Annotated in this window: 21 protein-coding genes; 7 read left to right on the top strand and 14 right to left on the bottom strand. The window is 33.3% G+C overall.

What is annotated here, in order from left to right; translation table 11 throughout:
• Positions 1–2: 2 nt before the first annotated feature.
• The 6 genes from SOM12_RS20360 to murQ form a co-directional block, all read right to left on the bottom strand.
• On the bottom strand, positions 3–1,922 hold the full coding sequence (locus SOM12_RS20360; protein WP_320495156.1) for a DUF294 nucleotidyltransferase-like domain-containing protein: 1,920 nt from the start codon (positions 1,920–1,922) through the stop codon (positions 3–5).
• 182 nt (positions 1,923–2,104) lie between these two features.
• Positions 2,105–2,476: a DNA topoisomerase IV gene (locus tag SOM12_RS20355; protein ID WP_320495154.1), complete on the bottom strand. Its 372-nt coding sequence runs from the start codon at positions 2,474–2,476 to the stop codon at positions 2,105–2,107.
• A gap of 85 nt (positions 2,477–2,561) precedes the next feature.
• Complete coding sequence (locus SOM12_RS20350) at positions 2,562–3,137, bottom strand: DUF1572 family protein (RefSeq protein ID WP_320495153.1); 576 nt, start codon at positions 3,135–3,137, stop codon at positions 2,562–2,564.
• Positions 3,138–3,139: 2 nt separating this feature from the next.
• Positions 3,140–3,712 carry a pentapeptide repeat-containing protein gene (locus SOM12_RS20345; RefSeq protein WP_095930958.1) on the bottom strand — a complete coding sequence of 191 codons (573 nt, stop codon included), beginning with the start codon at positions 3,710–3,712 and terminating at the stop codon, positions 3,140–3,142.
• 30 nt (positions 3,713–3,742) lie between these two features.
• Positions 3,743–3,964, bottom strand: a complete 222-nt coding sequence (locus SOM12_RS20340; RefSeq protein WP_095930955.1) for a DUF6095 family protein — start codon at positions 3,962–3,964, stop codon at positions 3,743–3,745.
• A 181-nt stretch (positions 3,965–4,145) separates the two neighbouring features.
• Entirely contained in the window at positions 4,146–4,958 is an 813-nt protein-coding gene (gene murQ / locus SOM12_RS20335) for an N-acetylmuramic acid 6-phosphate etherase (RefSeq protein WP_095930954.1), read from the bottom strand.
• A 168-nt stretch (positions 4,959–5,126) separates the two neighbouring features.
• Between murQ and SOM12_RS20330 the strand changes: the two genes are divergently transcribed.
• Both SOM12_RS20330 and SOM12_RS20325 read left to right on the top strand, forming a co-directional pair.
• Positions 5,127–6,260 carry a helix-turn-helix transcriptional regulator gene (locus SOM12_RS20330; protein ID WP_320495151.1) on the top strand — a complete coding sequence of 378 codons (1,134 nt, stop codon included), beginning with the start codon at positions 5,127–5,129 and terminating at the stop codon, positions 6,258–6,260.
• 156 nt (positions 6,261–6,416) lie between these two features.
• Entirely contained in the window at positions 6,417–8,795 is a 2,379-nt protein-coding gene (locus SOM12_RS20325) for a TonB-dependent receptor domain-containing protein (RefSeq protein WP_320495150.1), read from the top strand.
• A gap of 230 nt (positions 8,796–9,025) precedes the next feature.
• Here SOM12_RS20325 and SOM12_RS20320 read toward each other — a convergent pair whose 3' ends face one another.
• Positions 9,026–9,694, bottom strand: a complete 669-nt coding sequence (locus tag SOM12_RS20320; RefSeq protein ID WP_095930951.1) for a ZIP family metal transporter — start codon at positions 9,692–9,694, stop codon at positions 9,026–9,028.
• 81 nt (positions 9,695–9,775) lie between these two features.
• A complete protein-coding gene (locus tag SOM12_RS20315) occupies positions 9,776–10,540 on the bottom strand; it encodes a class I SAM-dependent methyltransferase (RefSeq protein ID WP_095930950.1) in 765 nt (254 codons plus the stop codon).
• Between the two features lie 137 nt (positions 10,541–10,677).
• Between SOM12_RS20315 and SOM12_RS20310 the strand changes: the two genes are divergently transcribed.
• The 3 genes from SOM12_RS20310 (at position 10,678) to SOM12_RS20300 (ending at position 12,964) form a co-directional block, all read left to right on the top strand.
• Complete coding sequence (locus tag SOM12_RS20310; protein WP_095930949.1) at positions 10,678–11,835, top strand: THUMP domain-containing class I SAM-dependent RNA methyltransferase; 1,158 nt, start codon at positions 10,678–10,680, stop codon at positions 11,833–11,835.
• 187 nt (positions 11,836–12,022) lie between these two features.
• Positions 12,023–12,259 carry a hypothetical protein gene (locus SOM12_RS20305; protein WP_095930948.1) on the top strand — a complete coding sequence of 79 codons (237 nt, stop codon included), beginning with the start codon at positions 12,023–12,025 and terminating at the stop codon, positions 12,257–12,259.
• A gap of 12 nt (positions 12,260–12,271) precedes the next feature.
• Complete coding sequence (locus SOM12_RS20300) at positions 12,272–12,964, top strand: aspartate/glutamate racemase family protein (protein WP_320495149.1); 693 nt, start codon at positions 12,272–12,274, stop codon at positions 12,962–12,964.
• Positions 12,965–13,108: 144 nt separating this feature from the next.
• Here the strand turns inward: SOM12_RS20300 and SOM12_RS20295 are convergent, their stop codons facing one another.
• From SOM12_RS20295 to rlmD, 3 genes are read right to left on the bottom strand one after another with little or no spacing between them, the layout of a single operon-like run.
• The gene (locus tag SOM12_RS20295) at positions 13,109–13,954 is read right to left on the bottom strand and encodes a DUF6048 family protein (protein WP_095930946.1); all 846 of its coding nucleotides are present in this window, start codon (positions 13,952–13,954) and stop codon (positions 13,109–13,111) included.
• Positions 13,926–14,462, bottom strand: a complete 537-nt coding sequence (locus tag SOM12_RS20290) for a DUF6452 family protein (RefSeq protein WP_095930945.1) — start codon at positions 14,460–14,462, stop codon at positions 13,926–13,928. Before SOM12_RS20290 ends, SOM12_RS20295 begins: the two co-directional genes overlap by 29 nt.
• A gap of 7 nt (positions 14,463–14,469) precedes the next feature.
• Complete coding sequence (rlmD, locus tag SOM12_RS20285) at positions 14,470–15,882, bottom strand: 23S rRNA (uracil(1939)-C(5))-methyltransferase RlmD (protein WP_095930944.1); 1,413 nt, start codon at positions 15,880–15,882, stop codon at positions 14,470–14,472.
• Positions 15,883–16,212: 330 nt separating this feature from the next.
• Between rlmD and SOM12_RS20280 the strand changes: the two genes are divergently transcribed.
• Positions 16,213–17,088 carry a HAMP domain-containing sensor histidine kinase gene (locus SOM12_RS20280; RefSeq protein ID WP_320495146.1) on the top strand — a complete coding sequence of 292 codons (876 nt, stop codon included), beginning with the start codon at positions 16,213–16,215 and terminating at the stop codon, positions 17,086–17,088.
• Positions 17,089–17,155: 67 nt separating this feature from the next.
• Here the strand turns inward: SOM12_RS20280 and SOM12_RS20275 are convergent, their stop codons facing one another.
• The 3 genes from SOM12_RS20275 to epsC form a co-directional block, all read right to left on the bottom strand.
• Positions 17,156–18,142 carry an aldo/keto reductase gene (locus SOM12_RS20275; protein ID WP_320495145.1) on the bottom strand — a complete coding sequence of 329 codons (987 nt, stop codon included), beginning with the start codon at positions 18,140–18,142 and terminating at the stop codon, positions 17,156–17,158.
• A gap of 102 nt (positions 18,143–18,244) precedes the next feature.
• On the bottom strand, positions 18,245–19,132 hold the full coding sequence (cysM, locus tag SOM12_RS20270) for a cysteine synthase CysM (RefSeq protein WP_095930941.1): 888 nt from the start codon (positions 19,130–19,132) through the stop codon (positions 18,245–18,247).
• 1 nt (position 19,133) lies between these two features.
• Complete coding sequence (epsC, locus tag SOM12_RS20265; protein ID WP_095930983.1) at positions 19,134–19,925, bottom strand: serine O-acetyltransferase EpsC; 792 nt, start codon at positions 19,923–19,925, stop codon at positions 19,134–19,136.
• 191 nt (positions 19,926–20,116) lie between these two features.
• Here epsC and SOM12_RS20260 point away from each other — a divergent pair, with 191 nt between their 5' ends.
• Positions 20,117–20,818 (top strand): DUF1003 domain-containing protein, encoded by a 702-nt coding sequence (locus SOM12_RS20260; RefSeq protein ID WP_095930940.1) that lies wholly within the window; start codon positions 20,117–20,119, stop codon positions 20,816–20,818.
• The last annotated feature ends 202 nt before the right edge of the window (positions 20,819–21,020 follow it).

Raw genomic sequence — 21,020 nt, 5'->3', positions numbered from 1 at the left:
TATTATACCAGATTTGAGATATTAAAACGCACCGAAATAAGTTCCTGAAGTTCCTTAATGGTTTTAAAAGTACGTTTGAGCTTAATTTTTTCCATTTTGGTCAAAGATTCCAATTCGATAAACTGACCAGAATCATGATGCAAAAGACCCTGCTTGGTTCTAAATTTCAATAAAGCTTTGAACGAATAAGAGCAGGATAAATACAATTCTCTATTGTTAGGTTCCAGTTCTGCTAATTTCTCAAAGCGCTCAGCTGTATTGCTAATCGATTTTATCGAGTGCGATAAAATTAAAACACGTGCAGCATCTGTCAATGGCATTAAAGCTCTTCGTTTAATATCAAAATTATCTTTGTTTGCGCCATCTTGCTCTACCAAAAATTGTCTAAAGAAACCAGTAGGAGAAGGGCTTTGCAGAGCACCACTCACCAAATGCATATAGAAAATAGGATTTGCTTTTAAATCTTCAAAAATATAGTCAGACAATTGATTTGCTACTTCGGTATCTCCGTAAGTTAAACTATAATCAAAGAAAATAAAGGACAATAAGACCTCATTTTTCCCCGGATTTGTAATCCAATGATGCACATGGCTTTTCCATTCGTCCACACTCATGCACCATTTTGGGTTTGAAGCCATCATTTCGGCAGGACAATAATCGTATCCAATTTCAAAAAGCCCTTTATTGACAAGTCCGGCAAATTTTAGAAAATAGATTTTAGTTTCCTCTCTAAAAACTTCATTCACATTTTCATAAACAATGGCATTATCTTGATCTGTGTGTAACATTTGTTCGCCACGACCTTGACTTCCGAGTGCCAACCATGCAAATTTTACTGGCGGCGGACTGCTCATTTTTTCTAAGCAAATCTCAATAACACGATTGGTGCAAGCTTCATTCAGTTCTGTAATTATTTTGGTAATCAATGTCATTGGGATATTTTGATCCAAATAGCCTTGCAGTAACTGCATGATTCGGTTACGAATAGGTTTTATTTCCTTAATTTTTTTAGTTCGTTTTAAGGCTTTAATTAAAACCGCAGGATTGTTTCCGAGTGCAACCATAACGTCGTGTTTCGATAAAATCCCAACCGCTTTTGTGTTTACCGTTCCATCTTTCGTTAAACACAAATGACTGATATTACTTTTCATCATTGCCATTTGCGCCTCAGTTACCGTCATTTTTTTAGGATACGTAATAACAGGTTTGGTCATTATCGTTTCGGCAGTCGTTGTAATAGGAAAATCTCCTGTAACGATTTTATTTCGAAGATCTTTATCTGTCAAAATACCAATCGGAAGCATTTCATCAACAATCAAAATAGCACCGACTTTCTTTTTATTCATAATCTTCGCCACTTCCTTAACAGTGGTTGACGGACTGCAGGTTACAATTTTTTTTGAATATTTTATGGGCGCCAAGTCAAAAGAATGATTACTCGAATGCAGATTTTCATTTAACTGATCATCACCATATAATTTATCTTTATGAATATCGGAATAAGGATTTCGAGTATTCGAGGCATAACTTTCAATCAAGAAATTACCAACATTTCTATTCTCCAGTGCATAAGGTTTAAAAACCGCAATAGGAATGGCGTACAAAATGCTTTCTTCGTGAGCGACCGCTTCCATGATATAATTTTCTTGTGCCAATAACGGACGCAATCCAAAAATATCGCCCTCATCGCACATATCTAAAACGGTATTTTTAGTGCTTTTTTTAAGTGCAACAGCGCCTTTATGAACCACATAAAAAGAATCATGAGTTTTGTCGTTTTCAGCAAAAATGACAGCATCTTTTTCTTTATAAATAATAGAAATCTGTTCAGATAGCTTTTCTAAATCTCTCTGATGAAGAAAATTAAACGGCGGATAATTCTTTAAAAAATCGGCAACTCTCTGCGAAATGGTATTTTTCATTTGGTTAGATTAGAGTTCTAATGTACTATTTAAAATAGAAATGTAAAAGAAACACGTTTGTTTTTTTAGTTACAAAGGGATAAAGATTCAGAGTTGCAAAGTTTAAAAAATGAGAATAAAAAAACTTGGAGACTTTGTGCCTTTGTGGCATAAAAAAAGCTCCCAAATGGAGCCTTTATTATTTAATCAACTTTATAAACCGTTCCTCGCTGTTTTTCTTCAGAACCAACCAAGCCAAATTCGAAAGTATAAGAATCTTTAGAAGTGTTTAAAATCTTCATGCTGATTGCTTTTTCTTCAGCCATATTTTTAGGATGTTTCTTTTGCAGCACGTACTCACAGTCACTTACCCAGCGTATTGTAGCAGTATCAGTTTTTCCTTCGTAAGTTTCAATTTCGATATCGTCTTTACGCTCAAAATAAGTTGTTTTTTTTACGCCGTTGACATCTGTTTCAAATTTGAATTTTCCGGTTTTAAAATCCTTGCAATTGTGTTCTGCATTATAGCATGATGCTAAAACCAAAATGGGGAATAAGAATACTATTTTTTTCATTTTAATTAAGTTGTTTTTTTAGAGCTAGAGATTTCATTTTTATGTCACAAAAAGGTCTTCGACTTCGCTCAGACTGACAAACGGGTCATTTCAATCTTTTTAACTCATCATCGGTAAAGTTCTTGATTTCTTTTTCTTTGGCAAACTTTTCGGCGTTATAATTTCCCGATTTGTTTTTGGGAATCGATAAACTATTCCATTCACTGTTTTTCAGCTGTTTGGCATAAAAAACAATCTGTCCGACATGATACGGATAATGTGCCAATTGTCGATTTATAGCTTCTATAACCGTATGGCCTTCATTTCTAATATAAATAATATTTGAAAGCTGTTCTGGTTGTAAGTTTTCAAGAGCATTTTCGAGACAATTCCATCCTTTATTCCACAGTTCAAGAACTTCATCTTTAGATTGTAAATCATTTTCAAATTCAGAATCTCTGTTGCGCCATTCTTTTTCACCATCGGTAGTAAGAAAATCAGTCCATCGAGACAGCATATTGCCCGAAATATGTTTTATTATTGTAGCAATGCTGTTGGTATCTTCATTTACCGAAATAAAAAGCTGTTGAGGTTCAAGTTGGTCAATGGCTTTTTCGCCAAGCATTTTATAATACAAAAACTGCTTTCTGACACTTTCTAGATAAGATTCATTGGCACTCATAACTAAACGATTTTGATATCATACTTATCTAATAATCCGACAATTCCTTCAGTAGAAAATTGTGCTTTTTTCATCGGATTAAATTCAGGATCGATTTTGTAATTGTAAGCGGTTTTAAAATTGACCGATGCTAATTGTGTTTCATTAAAAATAGCGCCATCAAGATCGCAATTATCAAAAACAGAACTCGTTAAATTGGTTCCAACAAAAGTTACTTCGCGAACAGAAGAATTAACGAACTTAGTTTTTGGCATTTTTTTATTGGAAAACAATGCATAATCAAGAACGCATTCATCAAAATAAACCTGGAATAGAAAATCGTCACATTCGTTAAATGCAATTCCGAGAAGTTTACAGTTTTTGAAAGTGACGTTCTTTAAACTCGTTCCTGCCAAACTTGTCATTGATAAATTGCAGTCAATAAACTCGCAGTCAAGAAAAGTATTAGAATTGAAATTGCTGTTAGAAAAGTCGCAGTTTTTAAAAACACAATCTTCAAACTCGCGATTGTTTATTTTCTTATCAATATAAACAACTTTCTCAAATGTTTTCTGAATGTGAATTAGAGCTTCCATAAGTATTTTAGAAATTTAAGTTTTCAGTTCTTAATCGTTAAATATACCTTTCATAATAATTTTCAATCCCAAAAAGATCAAAAGCATAGAACTTAGGCAAGCCACAATTCCAATTCCTAAAACAAGATAATGCCAGTTGGTATGCTGATTCATAAAAGCATTATAAATCAATGTTGGGCCAAGAAACATTAGGGGCAGAGCGCCTGATAAATATTTCACTCCTTTTTTTAGTAATTCTTTATTTGTTGCCATCTTTTTTGTTTCAATTTTAAGGTTGCAAGCTGTTGGCTTGTATTTAATCGCAAAGTACGCTAAGTTTTTTATATGCTATATTTTTATAATGACAAAGTTCGCAAAGTTTTGGACAAAAACCTTGCGAACCTTGCGTAAATCTTAGTATACTTTGCGGTTAAACAACCACTTAGAAGCCTTTTTATTTTTTATAATTGTCGACAGCATTTCTTACGCTGCCATATTTTTTCAATAATTCAGAAGCTTCGTCATACGAAACTGAAATTTCATCCATAATCATTTTTACACCACGATCAACCAGTTTTACATTGCTTAACTGCATATCGACCATTTTGTTTCCCCTTACTTTTCCTAACTGAATCATAGCTGCAGTTGAAATCATGTTTAAAACCAGTTTCTGCGCAGTTCCAGCTTTCATTCTAGAGCTTCCGGTTACAAATTCTGGCCCAACTACAACTTCAATAGGAAATTGCGCCGTCAATGCCAACGGACTTCCGGCATTACAAGTAATACAGCCTGTAATAATATTGTTTTGGTTACAAGTTTCTAATCCGCCGATAACATACGGAGTTGTTCCCGAAGCAGCAATTCCGATTACAACATCATTAGAATCGATTTTATGGTTTTGAAGATCGATCCAAGCTTGTGTAGGATTATCTTCGGCGTTTTCTACAGCACGTCTAATTGCAGTGTCGCCACCTGCAATAATGCCATTTACTAAGTCGAAAGGAACGCCAAAAGTGGGCGGACATTCAGAAGCATCAACAACACCAAGTCGGCCAGAAGTTCCTGCTCCAATATAAAACAATCTGCCGCCAAGTTTTAATTTGTCGACTATCTGCGGAATCAAAGCTTCTATTTGTGGTAAAGCTTTTTCGACTGCATAAGGCACAGTTTTATCTTCCTGGTTTATATTAGATAACAATTCATGAACAGACATCTTCTCTAAATGTTCATATTTTGAGGCTTGTTCAGTAGTTTTCGTAAATGTCATTTTATCGTTATTTAGACTCGTCAAAATTAATATATTTTATTTCAATCTTGCAAAGTCTCAGAGATTTAAAATCAATTTTTTTCTTCTATTTTTTCTCTCTAAAGACGGTTTTATTGTGGCTTTGTTACAAAAACGAAAATATTATATTTGTCTAATATAAAAAGATAGATGGATCAATTAGATTTACTACAGGGAATTGCTCGAATTTCTGTTTTCGTTTCCTTATTAATGGCATTTTTTCTGCTAACCGTTAAAACAGAAAATAAACTGGCAAACCGCTTATTTGCTTTGTTCTTTATTTTTTCGGCAATTGATCTTAGCGGTTTTTTTATTTATCTGTATACAGAAGATCACAGAAATTTAGAAATTTTTAGAGCAACTTTCTGTTTACTGGGAATGCCATCATTTTATTTGTATGTTTTATCTGTATGTTATTCAGACTTTAAGTTAAAATGGAAACATCTCATTCATTTGCTTCCTTTTGTAATAGTCAATTTAATTTTTATACCAAGAATATATTTAAGTATTGTAAATGGCAACTTTATAGGTCCTTTAAATGAAATGTCTGAGATCTATTTTATACAGATTTTAATAGAATTTCAGTACGTTTTTTATATTGTAAGTGTATTTTTGATCTTGAAGAAATACAAAGAAATTTATCTAGAAAACTACACCAATCCGAGCGTTTCTACTTATAAATGGCTTTTTCAAATGACATGCGTTTTTCTTGTTGCACATTCTATTGTACTTTTAAAAAACATATTGAGGTACAGCGGTTTCAAAGAAGTGTTTTTGTGGGCAAATGTCCTTGTTGGAACTATAGCTTTATTTATAACGTGCTGGTTTATAATGAAAGCTTTAAAATATCCAGAACTTTTTAGAGGTGTAAATTCTAAGTTAGTATTAACAAAAGATATTCTGCCAGAAATTGATGAAAAGCCAGAAGCTGTAAATCAGCAAAATGATTTGATCAATACACAAATTAGTACTTTAAAACAATATATGACTGAGAAAGAACCATTTCTCGATCCATCACTTACTATTCAGGAATTGGCCAATCAGATTAGTATTCCTGTTCGCGATTTATCTATTTTAATAAATCATCATATCGATCAGCATTTTTTTGATTTTGTGAATGAATATCGCATTCAAAAAGCCATGCAAATTTTAAGAGATCAATCAAAAAATCAATTAACTGTTCTAGAAATATTGTACGAAGTTGGTTTTAACTCCAAATCTTCTTTTAATACTTCATTTAAAAAATATACCAATTTAACCCCAACAGCCTACAGAAATAGTTGAAAATAAAGGGTTTGTAAAAAGTCGAACGCCTTGCCTACATAATGTCGAACCAATTTCTATTTGAGAAAATGGTTCGACTTTTTTTGTCGGTCGCATAGGAAGATTTTCTAAGGCAACTTTGCTTCAAATTAATCGAACAAGTTAAAATTAGAAATCATGAAAAAATTAAATCTCCTAATCTTTTTACTATTGCCTTTATTTTGTTTAGCACAATCAATACTAAAAGGAAAAGTCGCTAGTGAAACCAAATCTTTAGAATGGGCTGAAATTTCAATACTAAATAAAGAAGGAAAAATTATTGATGGAACTACGACTAAAGAAGATGGCTCTTTTGAAATTAACCTAAAAAATGGTTCTTATAAAATTGAAATCAGTCTTTTGGGTTTTGCCGATTATGAAAAAGAAATTTCACTAGAAAAAAACACCGATTTAGGAACTATTATTTTAAAAGAAAACGAAACCAAATTAGTTGAAGTTGTGGTTCAGTCTAAAAAGAAAACTATTGAGCAGAAAACAGATCGTTTGGTTTATAATCTAGAAAACAATGTAACAACTACTGGTGGCGATGCTTTAAGTGCTATTAATACTGCGCCTGGAGTTGTAGTGAAAAATGACGTGATTACCATTTTAGGAAAGGGAACTTCGCGCGTCATGATTGATGGACGTTTAATTGAATTGACTGGCGAAGAACTGAACAATTTCTTGAAATCAATTTCGGCTGCAGATATCAAAAATATTGAAGTTATAAGCAATCCGCCTGCAAAATATGAAGCAGATGGAACAGGTGGACTTATTAATATTATTATGAAAAAAGGAGTTCGCGATTCGTGGAAAAATTCGACTACAGTTTCTTACGATCAGAATAAATATGGAATTTACACTTTGAGAGATAATTTCTTCTATAGCAAAAATAAGTTTAGATTTTCGGCAAGCGTGAATGGTAAAACGGGTTATAAAAACTCTAAAGAGAATTTAGATATGTATTTTCCTGATGGATTTTCTACAATGTACGCCGATACAAAAGTTAAAAATGAGAATTTTTCAGGAAAATTGGCATTAGACTATGATTTGTCTGAACGCTCAACGATTGGTTTTCAGTTTATGAATGACAGAAATAATCCTGATTTTGGATCGGATATTAGAATTGAAAAGTACAATACGCAAAACGAGTTGCAGCAGGTTACATTGAATAAAAGTTTTACAGATAAAGGTTCTAAAAATCAGACTTATAATGCGCATTTGATCACTAAATTTGATTCAAAAAAGAAATTGTCTTTTGATGTGGATTATTTCAATTACAGCTCAAAATTTGATAGAGATTTTATAGCGAACAATTATAATCCAGATATGGAATTTATTGATGTCAATCAGGCGGGAAGAAATATTTCCAATCAAGATATTGATAACTGGAGTTTTAAGGCAGATATGGAACATCCGTTTGAAACTTTTAATTTGTCTTATGGTGCGAAAATGAGTTTTACAAACAGCATAAGCGATGTGGTTTTTTACAATACTATAACTGGAACTCCAGAATTAGATCCTAGTCAGTCAAACCAATTTAAATACACTGAAAATAATCAGGCGTTTTATATTAATGGAGATAAAAAGCTAAATGAAAAATGGAATCTGCAAATGGGTTTACGATTGGAGAACACACAAACAAGCGGATTCTCTGAAACCATGAATCAGGAAAATGTAAATGATTATTTGAAGTTGTTTCCAACTTTTTATGCTTCGTACAAGAAAAATGAGAACAATACTTTTAGTCTGAATTATGGAAAAAGAATCAACCGACCACGTTTTGATTTGCTGAATCCATTTAGAGTTTATATTAATAGTAACAGTTATTCTGAAGGAAATCCGTTTTTAAAGCCTTCATTTAGTGATAATTTTGAATTGGCGCATTCTTATAAAGAGGTTTTAAGAACAAGCATTTTTGTAAATGCGATTACAAATGGATATGGAGTTGTTTTTACTTCAAACCCAGAAACGAATACGCAGATTGTAACCCGCGAGAACTATTATAAAGGTTTGAATTACGGTTTGGGAGAAAGTTATTCTGCAAGTTTTGCAGATTGGTGGCAGAGTGAAAATACTTTGTACTTTTTAGGCGCTAAGACGGAGTTTGTAAAAGATATTAATGCAACGCCATCAAATAGTTTACAGATTGATTTTACGACGAATAATACTTTTATACTAGGGAAAAGCAGTAAACTTCAAATTGATTTTAATTATAGTTCACCTTTTAAAAGTGGTTTGTATGAGATTGGTTATGCATCAAGTTTTGATATTGGTTTTAAACAGGATTTGTTGAATAAAACGCTTCAGATTGCATTTTTGGCTAATGATATTTTTAATACTTCTTATTTGAAAGATTTCACTTCGGTTGTAAATGGCGTAAAACAGGTTTATAGCCAAAATGAAAGTAATCGTTTTGTGCGTTTGTCTTTGGTTTACAATTTCGGAAATAAAAAGATTAATGTGAAAGAACGTGCTTTCGGAAATCAGGACGAGAAGAAGAGGGTGGGGAATTAAGGAATTAGATAATTAGTCAATTTGATAATTAGATAATTTTTCACTGGGCTTCGACTTCGCTCAGCCTGACACGCGAGAGTAAAACTTGAAACCTGAAACTTGAAACTTTTTCTTGCGTGAGGGATAGGAGCAAATTACCGAAGTAATGCGAATAGCCCGACCGAATTTGCGAAAGGCGCACATAAGCGGTTTGTTAAATTGCGCCTTTTGGAAATTTGGGCACGCCCAGATTATAAAAAGAATGCCAATAAAATTCCTAGAACGATCATAGAAACTTTGGCAATGTTGAATTTGTGTCCTTCGCTGCTTTCAAAAATGATGGTTGAGGAAATGTGGAATAAAATACCTATTACGATTGCTGTTATTTCGGTGTAATATTTACTTAAGAAGGGCAAATATTCTGAAGCTACAGTTCCGAGTGGGGTCATGATGGCAAAGGTCAGCATGAAGGCAAAAATGGCTTTTTTGTTTAAATCTGCATTGATGAAAAATGTGGTTAAGATAACCGCAATTGGCAGATGATGAATGGCAATTCCTACTGCTAAACCATGATGGTGGCTTACAGGAAATCCTTCTAAAAAGGCGTGAATGCAAAGGCTGATAAATAAAAGCCATGGAATTTGAGACATTTTTGCGTGTCCGTGAACATGTCCATGTTCGGCACCTTTTGAGAAAAATTCAAGTACAATCTGGAATAAAATTCCGACCATTATAAAGATTCCGATATTATGATTGTGTGATTCGTAAACATCTGGAAGAAGATGCATTACGGTTAACGATAATAAAAAAGAACCGCTAAATGCGAGTAGTAATTTTAAATTATTTTTGTTTTCTGGTTTTATAAATAAAGCCACGCCATATCCTAAAAGTACAGAAAATAAGGGTAATAAATAGTTCATTTGTATTTGTTTAACCGTTGATTTGTTTAATCGTTTTTTGCTTACCGATTAAACGGTTCAACAAATAAACGATTAACTAATTTACTTAAAAATCATGATTAATCTTTCGCTTTCGGTTTTATGGAACTTTTTGAGTTTGTAGTCTCCAAAAATGTCTAAAAGAAAAATTCCAGCCTCGTCCATTAAATCCTGAAAGTCTTTCAAAGTTAGTGCTTTTACTTTTTCTGTAAAATGATATTTTCTGCCTTGGTCTTCAAAATCAATTTCTTTAAAAATATGTCCGTCTTCAACGTATCTTTTGATGTGAAAATCTATTTCGTCAACTGTTTTTACTTCTTCGGGAACAAGATTTTCAATAACGTTGGGTACATTCATGAAATCGATCACAGCAAAACCGTATTCTGATAAGCTTTCTTTAATTGCTTTTAAAGTGGTCAGATTGTCTTCGTCGCTTTCAAAATAGCCAAAACTGGTAAAAAGATTGAAAATAGCATCAAACTTTTCTTCAAAAGGTTCGCGCATGTCGTGCACTTTAAAATGAAGGGTTTCATTGCTGTTTTTGCTAGCTTCGGCGATGCTGTTTTCAGACAAATCTGCGCCTAAAACATCGTAGCCTAATTGATTTAAATAAATAGAATGACGGCCTTTTCCGCACGCTAAATCCAATACTTTGGCTTTCTCGGGCAAGTTAAGATAATGCGTTAAATTGTCCATGAAAACCTGAGCTTCACGATAATTACGATCCTTGTAAAGAATATGATAATATGGCGTGTCAAACCACGAAGAATACCAGTTTTGATTGTCGTCTTCTTGATTTTGGATTGGTGCGTTATGTTTTACAGACATTTATTCTATTTCAATTAATTCAAAAGTCCGGCAAATTTAGTGTATTTTTGCCGAAAAATAACTATTTCGCTACGATACGTATTTATAACAGTATAATAAAATGTTATAGCGATTGGCTTTTTTTAATTGAAAAAGAAATGGAAGAAAATTTTAAAATGATTGCCAAATGTTTTTTTGGCTTTGAAGAAATATTAGAAAAAGAATTACGCACACTTGGCGCTCAAGATGTTGAAAAAGGTGTGAGAATGGTAAGCTTTAAAGGAGATAAAGGTTTTATGTACAAAGCCAATTTGTCTTTGCGTACTGCGCTTAAAGTTTTAAAACCGATTTATTCTTTTAGAGCTAACAATGAACAGGCTTTGTACAAAGGAATTTTGGGGATAAACTGGTCTAAATACTTAAATGCGAATCAGACTTTTGTTATTGATAGCACGGTGCATTCGACTTATTTCAATCATTCTGAATTTATTTCTCAGAAATGTAAAGATGCGATTGTAGATCAGTTTAGAGAAAGAACAGGACAGCGTCCAAGTATTGATAAGCAGTATCCAGATTTGCGTATTAATATTCATATTGACAAAGATCAGGTTTCGGTTTCTTTAGATACTTCCGGAGCTTCACTTCATCAGCGTGGTTACAGAACGGCTACCAATATTGCCCCTATTAATGAAGTTTTGGCAGCTGGAATTCTTTTATTATCTGGTTGGGATGGACAAAGTGATTTCTTGGATCCTATGTGCGGTTCTGGAACTTTCTTGGCAGAAGCAGCTATGATTGCCTGCAATATTCCAGCAAACATTAACAGAAAAGAGTTTGCTTTTGAAAAATGGAAAGATTGGGACAATGATTTATTTGATATGATTGTTGACAGTTTAATGAAAAAAACAAGAGAGTTTCATTATACAATTAAAGGTTTTGATAAAGCGCCAAGTGCTGTAAGCAAAGCGAAAGACAATATTAGAAATGCTAATTTAGAAGATTACATTAAAATTTACGAAGAGAACTTTTTTGATACAGAAAAAGAAACGGAAGGTAAACTGCATATTGTTTTCAATCCGCCTTACGATGAGCGTTTGGATATTCATATGGAAAAATTCTACGCTAGTATTGGAGATACTTTAAAGAAGAATTATCCAGGAACAAACGCTTGGTTTATTACAGCCAACCTTGAAGCCTTAAAATTCGTCGGATTAAAACCTTCTAGAAAAATCAAACTTTTTAACGGAAGCCTTGAAGCACGTTTGGTAAAATACGAAATGTACGAAGGAAGCAAGAGAACGAAGTTTCAAGTCTAAGTCTCTAAGATACTAAGATTCTAAGATTCTGAGATACTAAGTCTCTAAGATTCTAAGATGCTAAGAGTTTTAGTAAAATGGGAAAAAGAATAATTTTAAATAAATATTAAGGTTCTAAAGAATATATAAGTTGCAAGGAAAAAAACTTAGCCTCTTAGCCTCTCAGAACCTTAGCAATTCAAAAAAAATGTCAAAACTACAACTACGCGCTTTTTTATACCAATTGGCTGCTTTTGCAATTTTATTTCTTTTATTTAGATATTTGATTGCGGCTTACACGGGATTAACTGGAATTTGGATTCCGATGACGGCATTTGTAATTGGAACTATTATTGGGCCTAAATTTCAAGCGGTAAGAACTAAAGACGGTGAAAAGCTTTTTATGAAGTGGCTTTTTATAAAAGGAATTAAAGAAATCGGATAATTTGAAAAATATATGAGGAAAATTGGACTTATTGGCGGAATCAGCTGGGTTTCTACATCTGATTATTATACTTTAATTAATAAAGGAATTAATGAAAAACTCGGCGGACTAAATTTCTCTGAATGTCTAATCTACTCTTTTAATTATGCCGATATTAAAAAGAATAACGATGCCAACGACTGGGATTCTACTTTTAATATGCTTTTAAAAGCGGCAGAAGTTTTAAAATCGGGCGGGGCAGAAGCTATTGTTTTATGTGCCAATACGATGCATTTAATTGCAGACAAACTGCAGCAAGCTATTGGACTTCCACTTATTCATATTGCCGAAGAAACAGCGGTTGAAATTCAGAAAAAAGACTTGAAAAAAGTAGGTTTACTGGGAACAAAATTCACAATGGAATTGGATTTCTTTAAAGATAAACTTGCTCAGAAAGGAATTGAAGCAATAATACCAATAAGCGAAGCTGACAAAGATTTTATTCATTACACCATTTTCGAAGAATTGGGAAGGGGAATTGCAACTGAAGAAACGAAAAAGCGTTATCTTGAAATTGCAAATGAATTAATCAAAAATGGAGCAGAAGGCATTATTTTAGGATGCACCGAAATTCCGCTAGTAATAAAAGAAGGAGATTTAATTGTCCCTATTTTTGATACAACTTTAATACATACACAAGCAGCGATTAATTTTCAGTTAACTTAAAAAAGATGCTAAGATTCTGAGATACTAAGGTTCTAAGTTTTTAATCTTAACAACATAAAAAAGCGGTAAATTCAACTTGAATTTACCGCTTTTTTTTAAACTTAGTATCTTAGAGTCTTAGCATCTTAGAACCTTAAAAAAAAACTATTTTTTCTTCTTAGGCTCTTCTTTTTTTACTGTTTCAGATGCCATTGTTTTTTTCTTATAAATCGGAATAAAGTAGGAAACTGTGTAGTTGAAACCAATTCCAAAACTTCCGTCATAAGTTCTGTTAAAACCTGGAATATAAAGGTTTTCGAAATTATTTGGTTCTTTATTAGAAGTCAGAAGTTTAAGCTGAACACCGAAACCAACAAATACATTTTTCACAACTTGGGCTTTTAGTCCTAATGCAACTTCGATCCAAGTAGCGGTAAGTCCGCTATATTTATTGTCTGTTGCTATTGGAGGTAATTCTCCCCAATACGGATTCGGGTTATAGATCTTATAGCTATGCAATTCTTGCGCAAAACTACTAAATCCGCCACGCATTCCTATTGTGATAAGGTTTTCCATATCAAGCCAGTTTTGATAAAAATTATAGTCAAAACCTGCTTTTATATAAGTTCCGTTAGCAGAAGAAGTCAAACGGTCATCTTCTGTAGTTTTATCTTCGTAGCCTAATTCTGCCGCTAAGAAATACTTTTTGGTTAATCGCCAGTCTCCAACAAATTCTACTCCTTTATAATCTTTGTCATAAAGGCCACGAGTAAGTTTGTACAAATCAACACCAACACGAAGTCCGTAACGGTCTGTTTTTATAACGCTATCTATTGGAGCTTGAGCTTCCTGAATTTCTGGTTTTGCCGTTTTTACAGTTTCTGTTTTTGGCTTTTTAGTCGCTATTGTGTCCTTCAAATTTTTAGAAATCTCAGGAACATCCTGCGCATAACCTAAAAACATTGAAAACAATAATGAAAGACTAGAAATAAACTTTAATGTGTGTTTCATTTTCAGATTCAATGTTAGGGTTTTCTAAATCAACTTCGGTCATCCAAAACGTATCTCCGTCTGGATCAGTATGTACAAAAGGCAGAATGTTTTTTAGCTGAAAAATAGTTTTAAAGCCACAAGCTCTCGAAACGTATACATTTTGTGTGTTATAGTTAAATTTAATAACATCAGTATTGATAGCTGTGGTGCTTAAAGAGCTGTAAATAAACTTAAAGGTTGCTGTAGTGTCATTTACCTTTAACGGAATTGATACAGTACTTCCGCTGGTTACATATCTCAATGAATCATCTTCTGCGAGACTTTCATTAAAAACAATCCCTTCTTCCATTCCGTCACCAATAACTTTTAAGTTGGTAACATTTTTTGTTTTCGTCGGACTAGAAATATCATAAAATGTCATAACCAATCTTGGTGTAGTTGGTGTATTGGCATCGCAGATATCATCTTTCTCGCAGCTAGATAAGCCGAAAGTGAAGAGCAGTAAAAGAGAGATTAATTTTTTCATGTATTTTTTATCGAAGTTCTAAAAGTACAACATTTTCAACATGATGTGTCTGCGGAAACATATCTACAGGGCGCACACGAGTTACTTTGTATTTTTCATCCATTAAAGCTAGATCACGCGCTTGAGTTGCAGAATTACAGCTTACATAAACCACTTTTTTAGGAGCAATTTTTAAAATTTGCTCTACAACATCTTTATGCATTCCGTCACGAGGCGGGTCTGTAATAATAACGTCTGGTTTTCCGTGCTGTGCAATAAAAGCTTCATTAAAGACTACCTTCATGTCACCAACAAAAAACTCGCAATTTGTAATATTATTGCGTTCTGCATTGGCTTTAGCATCAATAATAGCTTCAGGAACACTTTCTACTCCAATTACTTTTTTTGCTTTTTTAGAAACGAACTGTGCAATGGTTCCAGTTCCTGTATATAAGTCATAAACTACTTCATTTCCTGTAAGTCCAGCAAAATCTCTTGTTATTTTATACAATTCGTAAGCTTGATCAGAGTTGGTTTGGTAGAACGATTTAGCATTAATGCTAAATTTTAAACCTTCCATTTCTTCCAAAATGTAGTTTCTTCCTTTGTAAAGGATTACATCCTGATCGTAAATTGTATCGTTTGGTTTTCCGTTTACAACATATTGTAATGAAGTAATTTGAGGGAATTTCTCGTATAAATGGTCAAGAATTAATTCTCGGTTTTCTTTGTCTTCTTCAAAAAACTGAATCAAAACCATGATTTCTCCAGTAGAAACCGTACGAATCATAACCGTTCTTAATAATCCAGAATGTTCTCTCGGATTAAAAAAAGCTAAATTATGTTCGTTTGCAAAAGCTCTAATTTCGTTACGAATGGCATTTGAAGGATCTTCTTGTAAATGACATTTTTTGATGTCTAAGATCTTATCCCACATTTTAGGAATATGAAAACCTAAAGCGTTTCTGTTCCCTAAATCTTCAGTGCTTCCAATTTCTTTTTCAGTTAACCAACGGCTGTTAGAAAAAGAAAATTCCATTTTATTTCTGTAGAAAAACTGTTTCTCAGAACCTAAAATATCTTCAAATTCTGGAAGTTCGATTTTTCCTATTCTTTGTAAGTGATTTTTAACTTCATTTTGTTTAAATGCAAGTTGTTGGCTGTATTTCATATTTTGCCATTTGCAACCTCCGCATACACCAAAATGTTCGCATATTGGCTCAACTCTATATTCAGATAATTCGTGAAATTTTACGGCTTTACCTTCGTAATACGCTTTTCTTTTTTTTAGTGTCTGTACGTCTACAACATCTCCAGGTACCACATTCGGAATAAAGATAACTTTTCCGTCAGGTGCTTTGGCTACTGAAACCCCTTTTGCACCAGCATCAAGAACTTGAATTTGATGAAAGACAATTTTGTCTGTATTTTTTCTTCCCATAGCGCAAAAATAAGCCTTTGAAAACTTTTACAAATTTAATTTTAGAAAAAATTTAGAAATTCTTCAAAATATTAGTTTAATTGGGGATAAAAGCTAATTTTGTTTTCGTAATAATCCCAATAAAATTACATATTAACCTGCTATTTTTATCTTTTTATGAAGTTGTATCACAAACTTTCAAAAATCAGCTTTCTTAAAAAAAGTTATGCTTTTAAATTTTTATTTGTTGCTTTTATCGGTATCCATATTCCCCTAATCGGAATCTTGTTTTTTGTTCTATTTTTTGAGCATGAAGTATCCTCAGCTTCTATTCTTGTTTTTTCTTTAATTATGACATTGCTGGCAACGGCAATAACGCTTTTGGTTTTAAATAAACTGATAAAGCCAATTGCTATAGCCTCAAAAGCGTTAGATGACTATAGAGATTCAAGAAAAATAGCTGCTTTGCCAACAGATTATACAGACGAAGCAGGTCTGCTTTTGTGTAACATACAGGAATCTATTAATGAAGCAGAGAATTTTATAAACGAAAAACAGGATTTGGTTTATATGCTTTCGCATGATTTGAAAAATTTTGCAGGAAATCCGCAAGGTTTAGCGAAGCTTATTATAAGCGAGGAACCATCAGAATCGGTTAAAAATATGGCTGAGCTAATTTGCGAATCGACTGAACTGCAATTTAGATACATTGAAAATTTCATCAAATTGCTAAAAGAACAAGATGATGTTGTAAAAGTAAACCCAGAAGTGAAGGCGGTTTTGTTTTCGAATATTGTGCCTTTTATTAACGAACAAGTTGAACAGCGTTTGTTGGATAAAAATATAAAAATGGATTTGGTTTTGGAATGTAATGAAGCAAAACTGAAAATAGACGAGGGGCTTTTGGTTCAAGTGTTGGTAAATCTAATAAGCAACGCCGTTAAGTTCTCTTATTTTGATAGCAAAATTAAAGTCAGAATCTTTTCTGCAGATTCAAAATTGATTATGACGGTAAAAGATTACGGAATGGGTTTTGATCGAAATCAGATTGAGGAATTATTTAAAAAATTCACCAAAATGAGCCGTTTAGGAACCGCAAACGAAGGTTCGACAGGAATCGGATTGTATTTGTGCAAAAAAATCATAGAAAGAAACAAAGGTCGATTGACCGCATCTAGCGAAGGAAAAAATAAAGGTGCAGAATTTAAGATAGAATTCGACGTTTAGACTCTAAAAAAAAAATAAGGCTGTAAGATTTTATTCTTGACAGCCTTTTTATTTTAACAGTAAAGATTTACCAAAGCTGATGAACAGAAGGTTTGATAAGGTCATTATAGATTTTGTTCATTGCTGAAATCTGCTCTGAAGTTAATTTTGGAGTGTCATAAACCGATAAATTTGATAAAACATGTTCTGTTTTGGATGCTCCAGGAATAATACAGCTTACTTCATTAAAACTCAAAATCCATTGTAAGGCTATTGCGGCTAGATTTTTTGATTCTGGAAATAAAGCTTTTAATTCTTCAACAGCTTTTAATCCTAATTCATAATCAATTCCAGAAAAAGTTTCGCCTTTATCAAACGCTTCTCCGTTACGATTAAAATTTCGGTGATCCTGAGGGTCAAAAGTTGTTTTTGCGTCAAATTTGCCTGTTAAAAGTCCGCTGGCTAATGGAACTCGGGCAATAATTCCGATATCTTTCTTTTTAGCTTCCGTGAAAAACAATTCAGAAGGTCGCTGACGAAACAAATTGAAGATAATCTGAACCGTTGTTACGTTTGAGTATTCAATGGCTTTTAAAGCTTCTTCGACTTTTTCAACGCTTACACCGAGGTTAAGAATTTTTCCCTGATCTTTTAGTCTATCAAAAAGTTCAAATATTTCTGGACGATAGTAAACTTCAGTCGGCGGACAATGCAGCTGAATTAAATCAAGTGTTTCTAATCCCGTTCTTTTTAAACTGTCTTCAACAAATTTTTGAAGTACTTTTGGCGTATATCCTTCATTAACATGCGGATTAATTTGGCGTCCGCATTTTGTGGCAACAAAAATACGTTCAGAACGAGAACGAACCACTCTTCCAACAGCAGTTTCGCTTAATCCATTTTCGTAAACATCGGCCGTATCAATAAAGTTTACGCCATTATCAATAGCAGTATTCAAAAGTTCATCGGCAGTTTTATCATCAAAACCCGATCCCCATTTTCCGCCAACTTGCCAAGTGCCAAGCGAAATTTCAGAGATATTAAAGTTTGTTTTTCCTAGTTTTCTGTAGTTCATTTTTTTTAGTTGCAAAGTTTCAGAGATACAAAGAGACAAAGTTTTTTTTAGGGAAAGTTTAGAGGCTTTGTCTCTTTGTGCCTCTGTACCTTTGTCCCTTTTTTAGTCAAATAAATCCGAAGACAAATAACGATCACCACGGTCGCAGATAACGGCAACCACAACTCCAGATTCTAATTGTTCTGCAATTTTTAAGGCAACTGCAACAGAACCTCCGCTGCTCATTCCTGCAAAAACACCTTCTTCTAGCGCTAATCTTTTGGTCATTTCTCGTGCTTCTTCTTCGCTCACATCTACAACAGTATCCACTTTAGAAGCATCAAATATTTTAGGAAGATATTCCTGTGGCCATTTACGGATTCCAGGAATCTGAGAACCATCACTTGGCTGTGCGCCAACGATCTGAACATTTGGATTTTTTTCTTTCAAATAAGTAGAAGTCCCGATAATAGTTCCTGTTGTTCCCATTGCCGAAACGAAATGCGTTACCGTTCCGTCAGTATCATTCCAAATTTCAGGCCCTGTTGTTTTGTAATGCGCTTTCCAGTTATCATCATTAGCAAACTGGTTCAGCATTAAATAGCCTCCTTGCGCTACTTTTTTATCGGCATAATCTCTAGAACCAATAATTCCTTCGCTTGCAGGCGTAAGAATAACTGTAGCGCCATAAGCACGCATAGTTTGAGTACGTTCTTTGGTAGAATCTTCGGGTAAAACCAGTTCGATTTCAATGCCAAATAACTGAGCAATCATAGCAAGCGCAATTCCAGTATTTCCGCTGGTTGCTTCAATTAATTTATCTCCTTTTTTGATATCGCCTCTTTCTAATGCTGCAGCAATCATATTGTATGCCGCTCTATCTTTTACGCTTCCTCCAGGATTATTTCCTTCTAGTTTCAGTAAAAGTTTTACATTTTTATTTTTAACTAGATTGACCGTTTCCATCAAAGGAGTATTGCCAATTAGATTTAATAATTTATGTGAATTCATGTTATTTTTTTTCTTTTATTTTAACGTCAGTCGTAGTGGTGTTTAAAACGATAGAATCTTCTGGAATAGATTTGGTAACCCATGCATTTCCTCCAACAACACTGTTTTTTCCAATTACAGTTTCTCCGCCCAGAATTGTTGCATTGGCATAAATGCAGACATTGGCTTCAACGGTCGGATGCCTTTTTGCATTTTTCATGTCTTTGCTTACGCTTAATGCACCAAGCGTAACACCTTGATAGATTTTTACATGTTTTTTGATAACTGTAGTTTCACCAATTACAATACCGGTCGCGTGATCAATAAAAAATGGCGATGCGATATCGGCTCCTGCGTGAATATCTGTACCTGTAATTCTATGTGCGTATTCGCTCATTAATCGAGAGAATAACAATAAATCTAAATGATATAATTCGTGACTAAGTCTGTAAATTGCAATGGCATAAAAGCCTGGGTAACCCAAGTAGACTTCATCAATGCTGTTTGATGCAGGATCGTTTTCAAGAATATATTCGGCATCTTGATTTAGTTTTTCTAAAACTCCAGGAAGCTTCTCCAAAAAGCGATCCCAGATAGATTCGCATAAATTTTGAGGTTTTTTACAAGCCAAAACCGCAATTTCTTTAAAGCGAAACTCTAGTTCATCAATGCTTTCGTCAAGTGCCGCATTCGAATCAAAAAGCGTGTAAAAAAGCTTTTCTGTAAAGTCTTCCGTTTTGGTTTTAATACCGTAATTTATGTGTGAGTGGCTCTTTAAAGCTCTTATATTTTGTATGATATTGTCTTTTGTCACAATGGTAAAAATGAATGAATAATTTTGGAACGTTAAAAGTAAGGCGTTTTTTGGAAATAAAATCACGATTTAACGAAAGAAATTTACTTTGAAAGGTTTGATTTGTGATAAAAAGCAAATTCTAAACGGTTCTTATTTATACAATTCTTAAGAAGTTAATTGCGTAAATTAGCTTTCAAAATATACTAAAAATGAAAAATAAGCCAACATTTACGAGTGCAATTTCTGGGATCTCTTTTAATGAAAATGAGAAAATTTATGGAAGAGCAATTCATGATCCTATTTTGGGATTGATTAAAAAGGAATATCCCGATTTTAATGCTGAAGATTGCATTTCTATAAATGAATTGAATGTCTACCGCCAGAAATACATTTCGAATTATCTCTCTACCGAAATAGGAGCACTTTCGGCAATGGAAAAAAATGTCATTTCTTCACTAAAAGAAGATAAATCGATTGTAAGCATTGTAGAAGAGGAGGAAGAAGCTAGAAACTTAGGACAAAAAGTGGCCGATAAAGTAGCTGATTTTGGTGGGAGCTGGACTTTTATTATTTCGTTTGTTGTTTTCATTACGATTTGGATTGCTTCAAATGTTTATATTTTTCTAAACAAAGGTTTTGATCCCTATCCGTTCATTCTTTTAAATTTAATACTTTCTTGCGTAGCCGCTTTGCAGGCGCCGGTTATTATGATGAGTCAAAACCGTCAGGAAGAAAAAGATCGTAATCGCGCTAAAAAAGATTTTATGATCAACCTGAAATCGGAATTGGAGATTAGATTAATTCATGATAAAATTGATCATTTAATTATGCATCAGCAGCAAGAATTAATCGAAATTCAGAAAGTGCAAATCGAGATGATGAACGATATTTTGGATCAGATTAAGAAATAAAAGATTCTTGAAAATCCAATTTTTTGAAATCCCAAACTCCAAAAGGAGCGAAGCGACTTTTTAGAAAATCTAAAATCTAAAATCTAAAATCTAAAATCTAAAATCTAAAATCTAAAATCTAAAATCTAAAATCTAAAATCTAAAATCTAAAAACTAAAATCTAAAATCTAAAATCTAAAATCTAAAATCTAAAATCTAAAAT

It is taken from the genome of Flavobacterium sp. CFBP9031 (assembly GCF_034044945.1).
Lineage (GTDB): Bacteria > Bacteroidota > Bacteroidia > Flavobacteriales > Flavobacteriaceae > Flavobacterium.
Note: the sequence above shows the minus strand (reverse complement) of the source record. Positions and strands in the feature narration are given on the sequence as shown.

Bases quoted from the DNA above. Each gene is read 5' to 3' on its own strand.
- SOM12_RS20330 (WP_320495151.1), top strand. From the start codon at position 5,127: ATGGATCAATTAGATTTACTACAGGGAATTGCTCGAATTTCTGTTTTC.
- SOM12_RS20300 (WP_320495149.1), top strand. From the start codon at position 12,272: ATGAGGAAAATTGGACTTATTGGCGGAATCAGCTGGGTTTCTACATCT.
- SOM12_RS20340 (WP_095930955.1), bottom strand. From the start codon at position 3,964: ATGGCAACAAATAAAGAATTACTAAAAAAAGGAGTGAAATATTTATCA.
- SOM12_RS20275 (WP_320495145.1), bottom strand. From the start codon at position 18,142: ATGAACTACAGAAAACTAGGAAAAACAAACTTTAATATCTCTGAAATT.
- SOM12_RS20315 (WP_095930950.1), bottom strand. From the start codon at position 10,540: ATGTCTGTAAAACATAACGCACCAATCCAAAATCAAGAAGACGACAAT.
- SOM12_RS20280 (WP_320495146.1), top strand. From the start codon at position 16,213: ATGACATTGCTGGCAACGGCAATAACGCTTTTGGTTTTAAATAAACTG.
- SOM12_RS20260 (WP_095930940.1), top strand. From the start codon at position 20,117: ATGAAAAATAAGCCAACATTTACGAGTGCAATTTCTGGGATCTCTTTT.
- SOM12_RS20295 (WP_095930946.1), bottom strand. From the start codon at position 13,954: ATGAAACACACATTAAAGTTTATTTCTAGTCTTTCATTATTGTTTTCA.
- rlmD (WP_095930944.1), bottom strand. From the start codon at position 15,882: ATGGGAAGAAAAAATACAGACAAAATTGTCTTTCATCAAATTCAAGTT.
- SOM12_RS20325 (WP_320495150.1), top strand. From the start codon at position 6,417: ATGAAAAAATTAAATCTCCTAATCTTTTTACTATTGCCTTTATTTTGT.
- SOM12_RS20320 (WP_095930951.1), bottom strand. From the start codon at position 9,694: ATGAACTATTTATTACCCTTATTTTCTGTACTTTTAGGATATGGCGTG.
- SOM12_RS20305 (WP_095930948.1), top strand. From the start codon at position 12,023: ATGTCAAAACTACAACTACGCGCTTTTTTATACCAATTGGCTGCTTTT.
- SOM12_RS20355 (WP_320495154.1), bottom strand. From the start codon at position 2,476: ATGAAAAAAATAGTATTCTTATTCCCCATTTTGGTTTTAGCATCATGC.
- SOM12_RS20290 (WP_095930945.1), bottom strand. From the start codon at position 14,462: ATGAAAAAATTAATCTCTCTTTTACTGCTCTTCACTTTCGGCTTATCT.
- SOM12_RS20350 (WP_320495153.1), bottom strand. From the start codon at position 3,137: ATGAGTGCCAATGAATCTTATCTAGAAAGTGTCAGAAAGCAGTTTTTG.
- cysM (WP_095930941.1), bottom strand. From the start codon at position 19,132: ATGAATTCACATAAATTATTAAATCTAATTGGCAATACTCCTTTGATG.
- SOM12_RS20360 (WP_320495156.1), bottom strand. From the start codon at position 1,922: ATGAAAAATACCATTTCGCAGAGAGTTGCCGATTTTTTAAAGAATTAT.
- SOM12_RS20345 (WP_095930958.1), bottom strand. From the start codon at position 3,712: ATGGAAGCTCTAATTCACATTCAGAAAACATTTGAGAAAGTTGTTTAT.
- SOM12_RS20310 (WP_095930949.1), top strand. From the start codon at position 10,678: ATGGAAGAAAATTTTAAAATGATTGCCAAATGTTTTTTTGGCTTTGAA.
- murQ (WP_095930954.1), bottom strand. From the start codon at position 4,958: ATGACATTTACGAAAACTACTGAACAAGCCTCAAAATATGAACATTTA.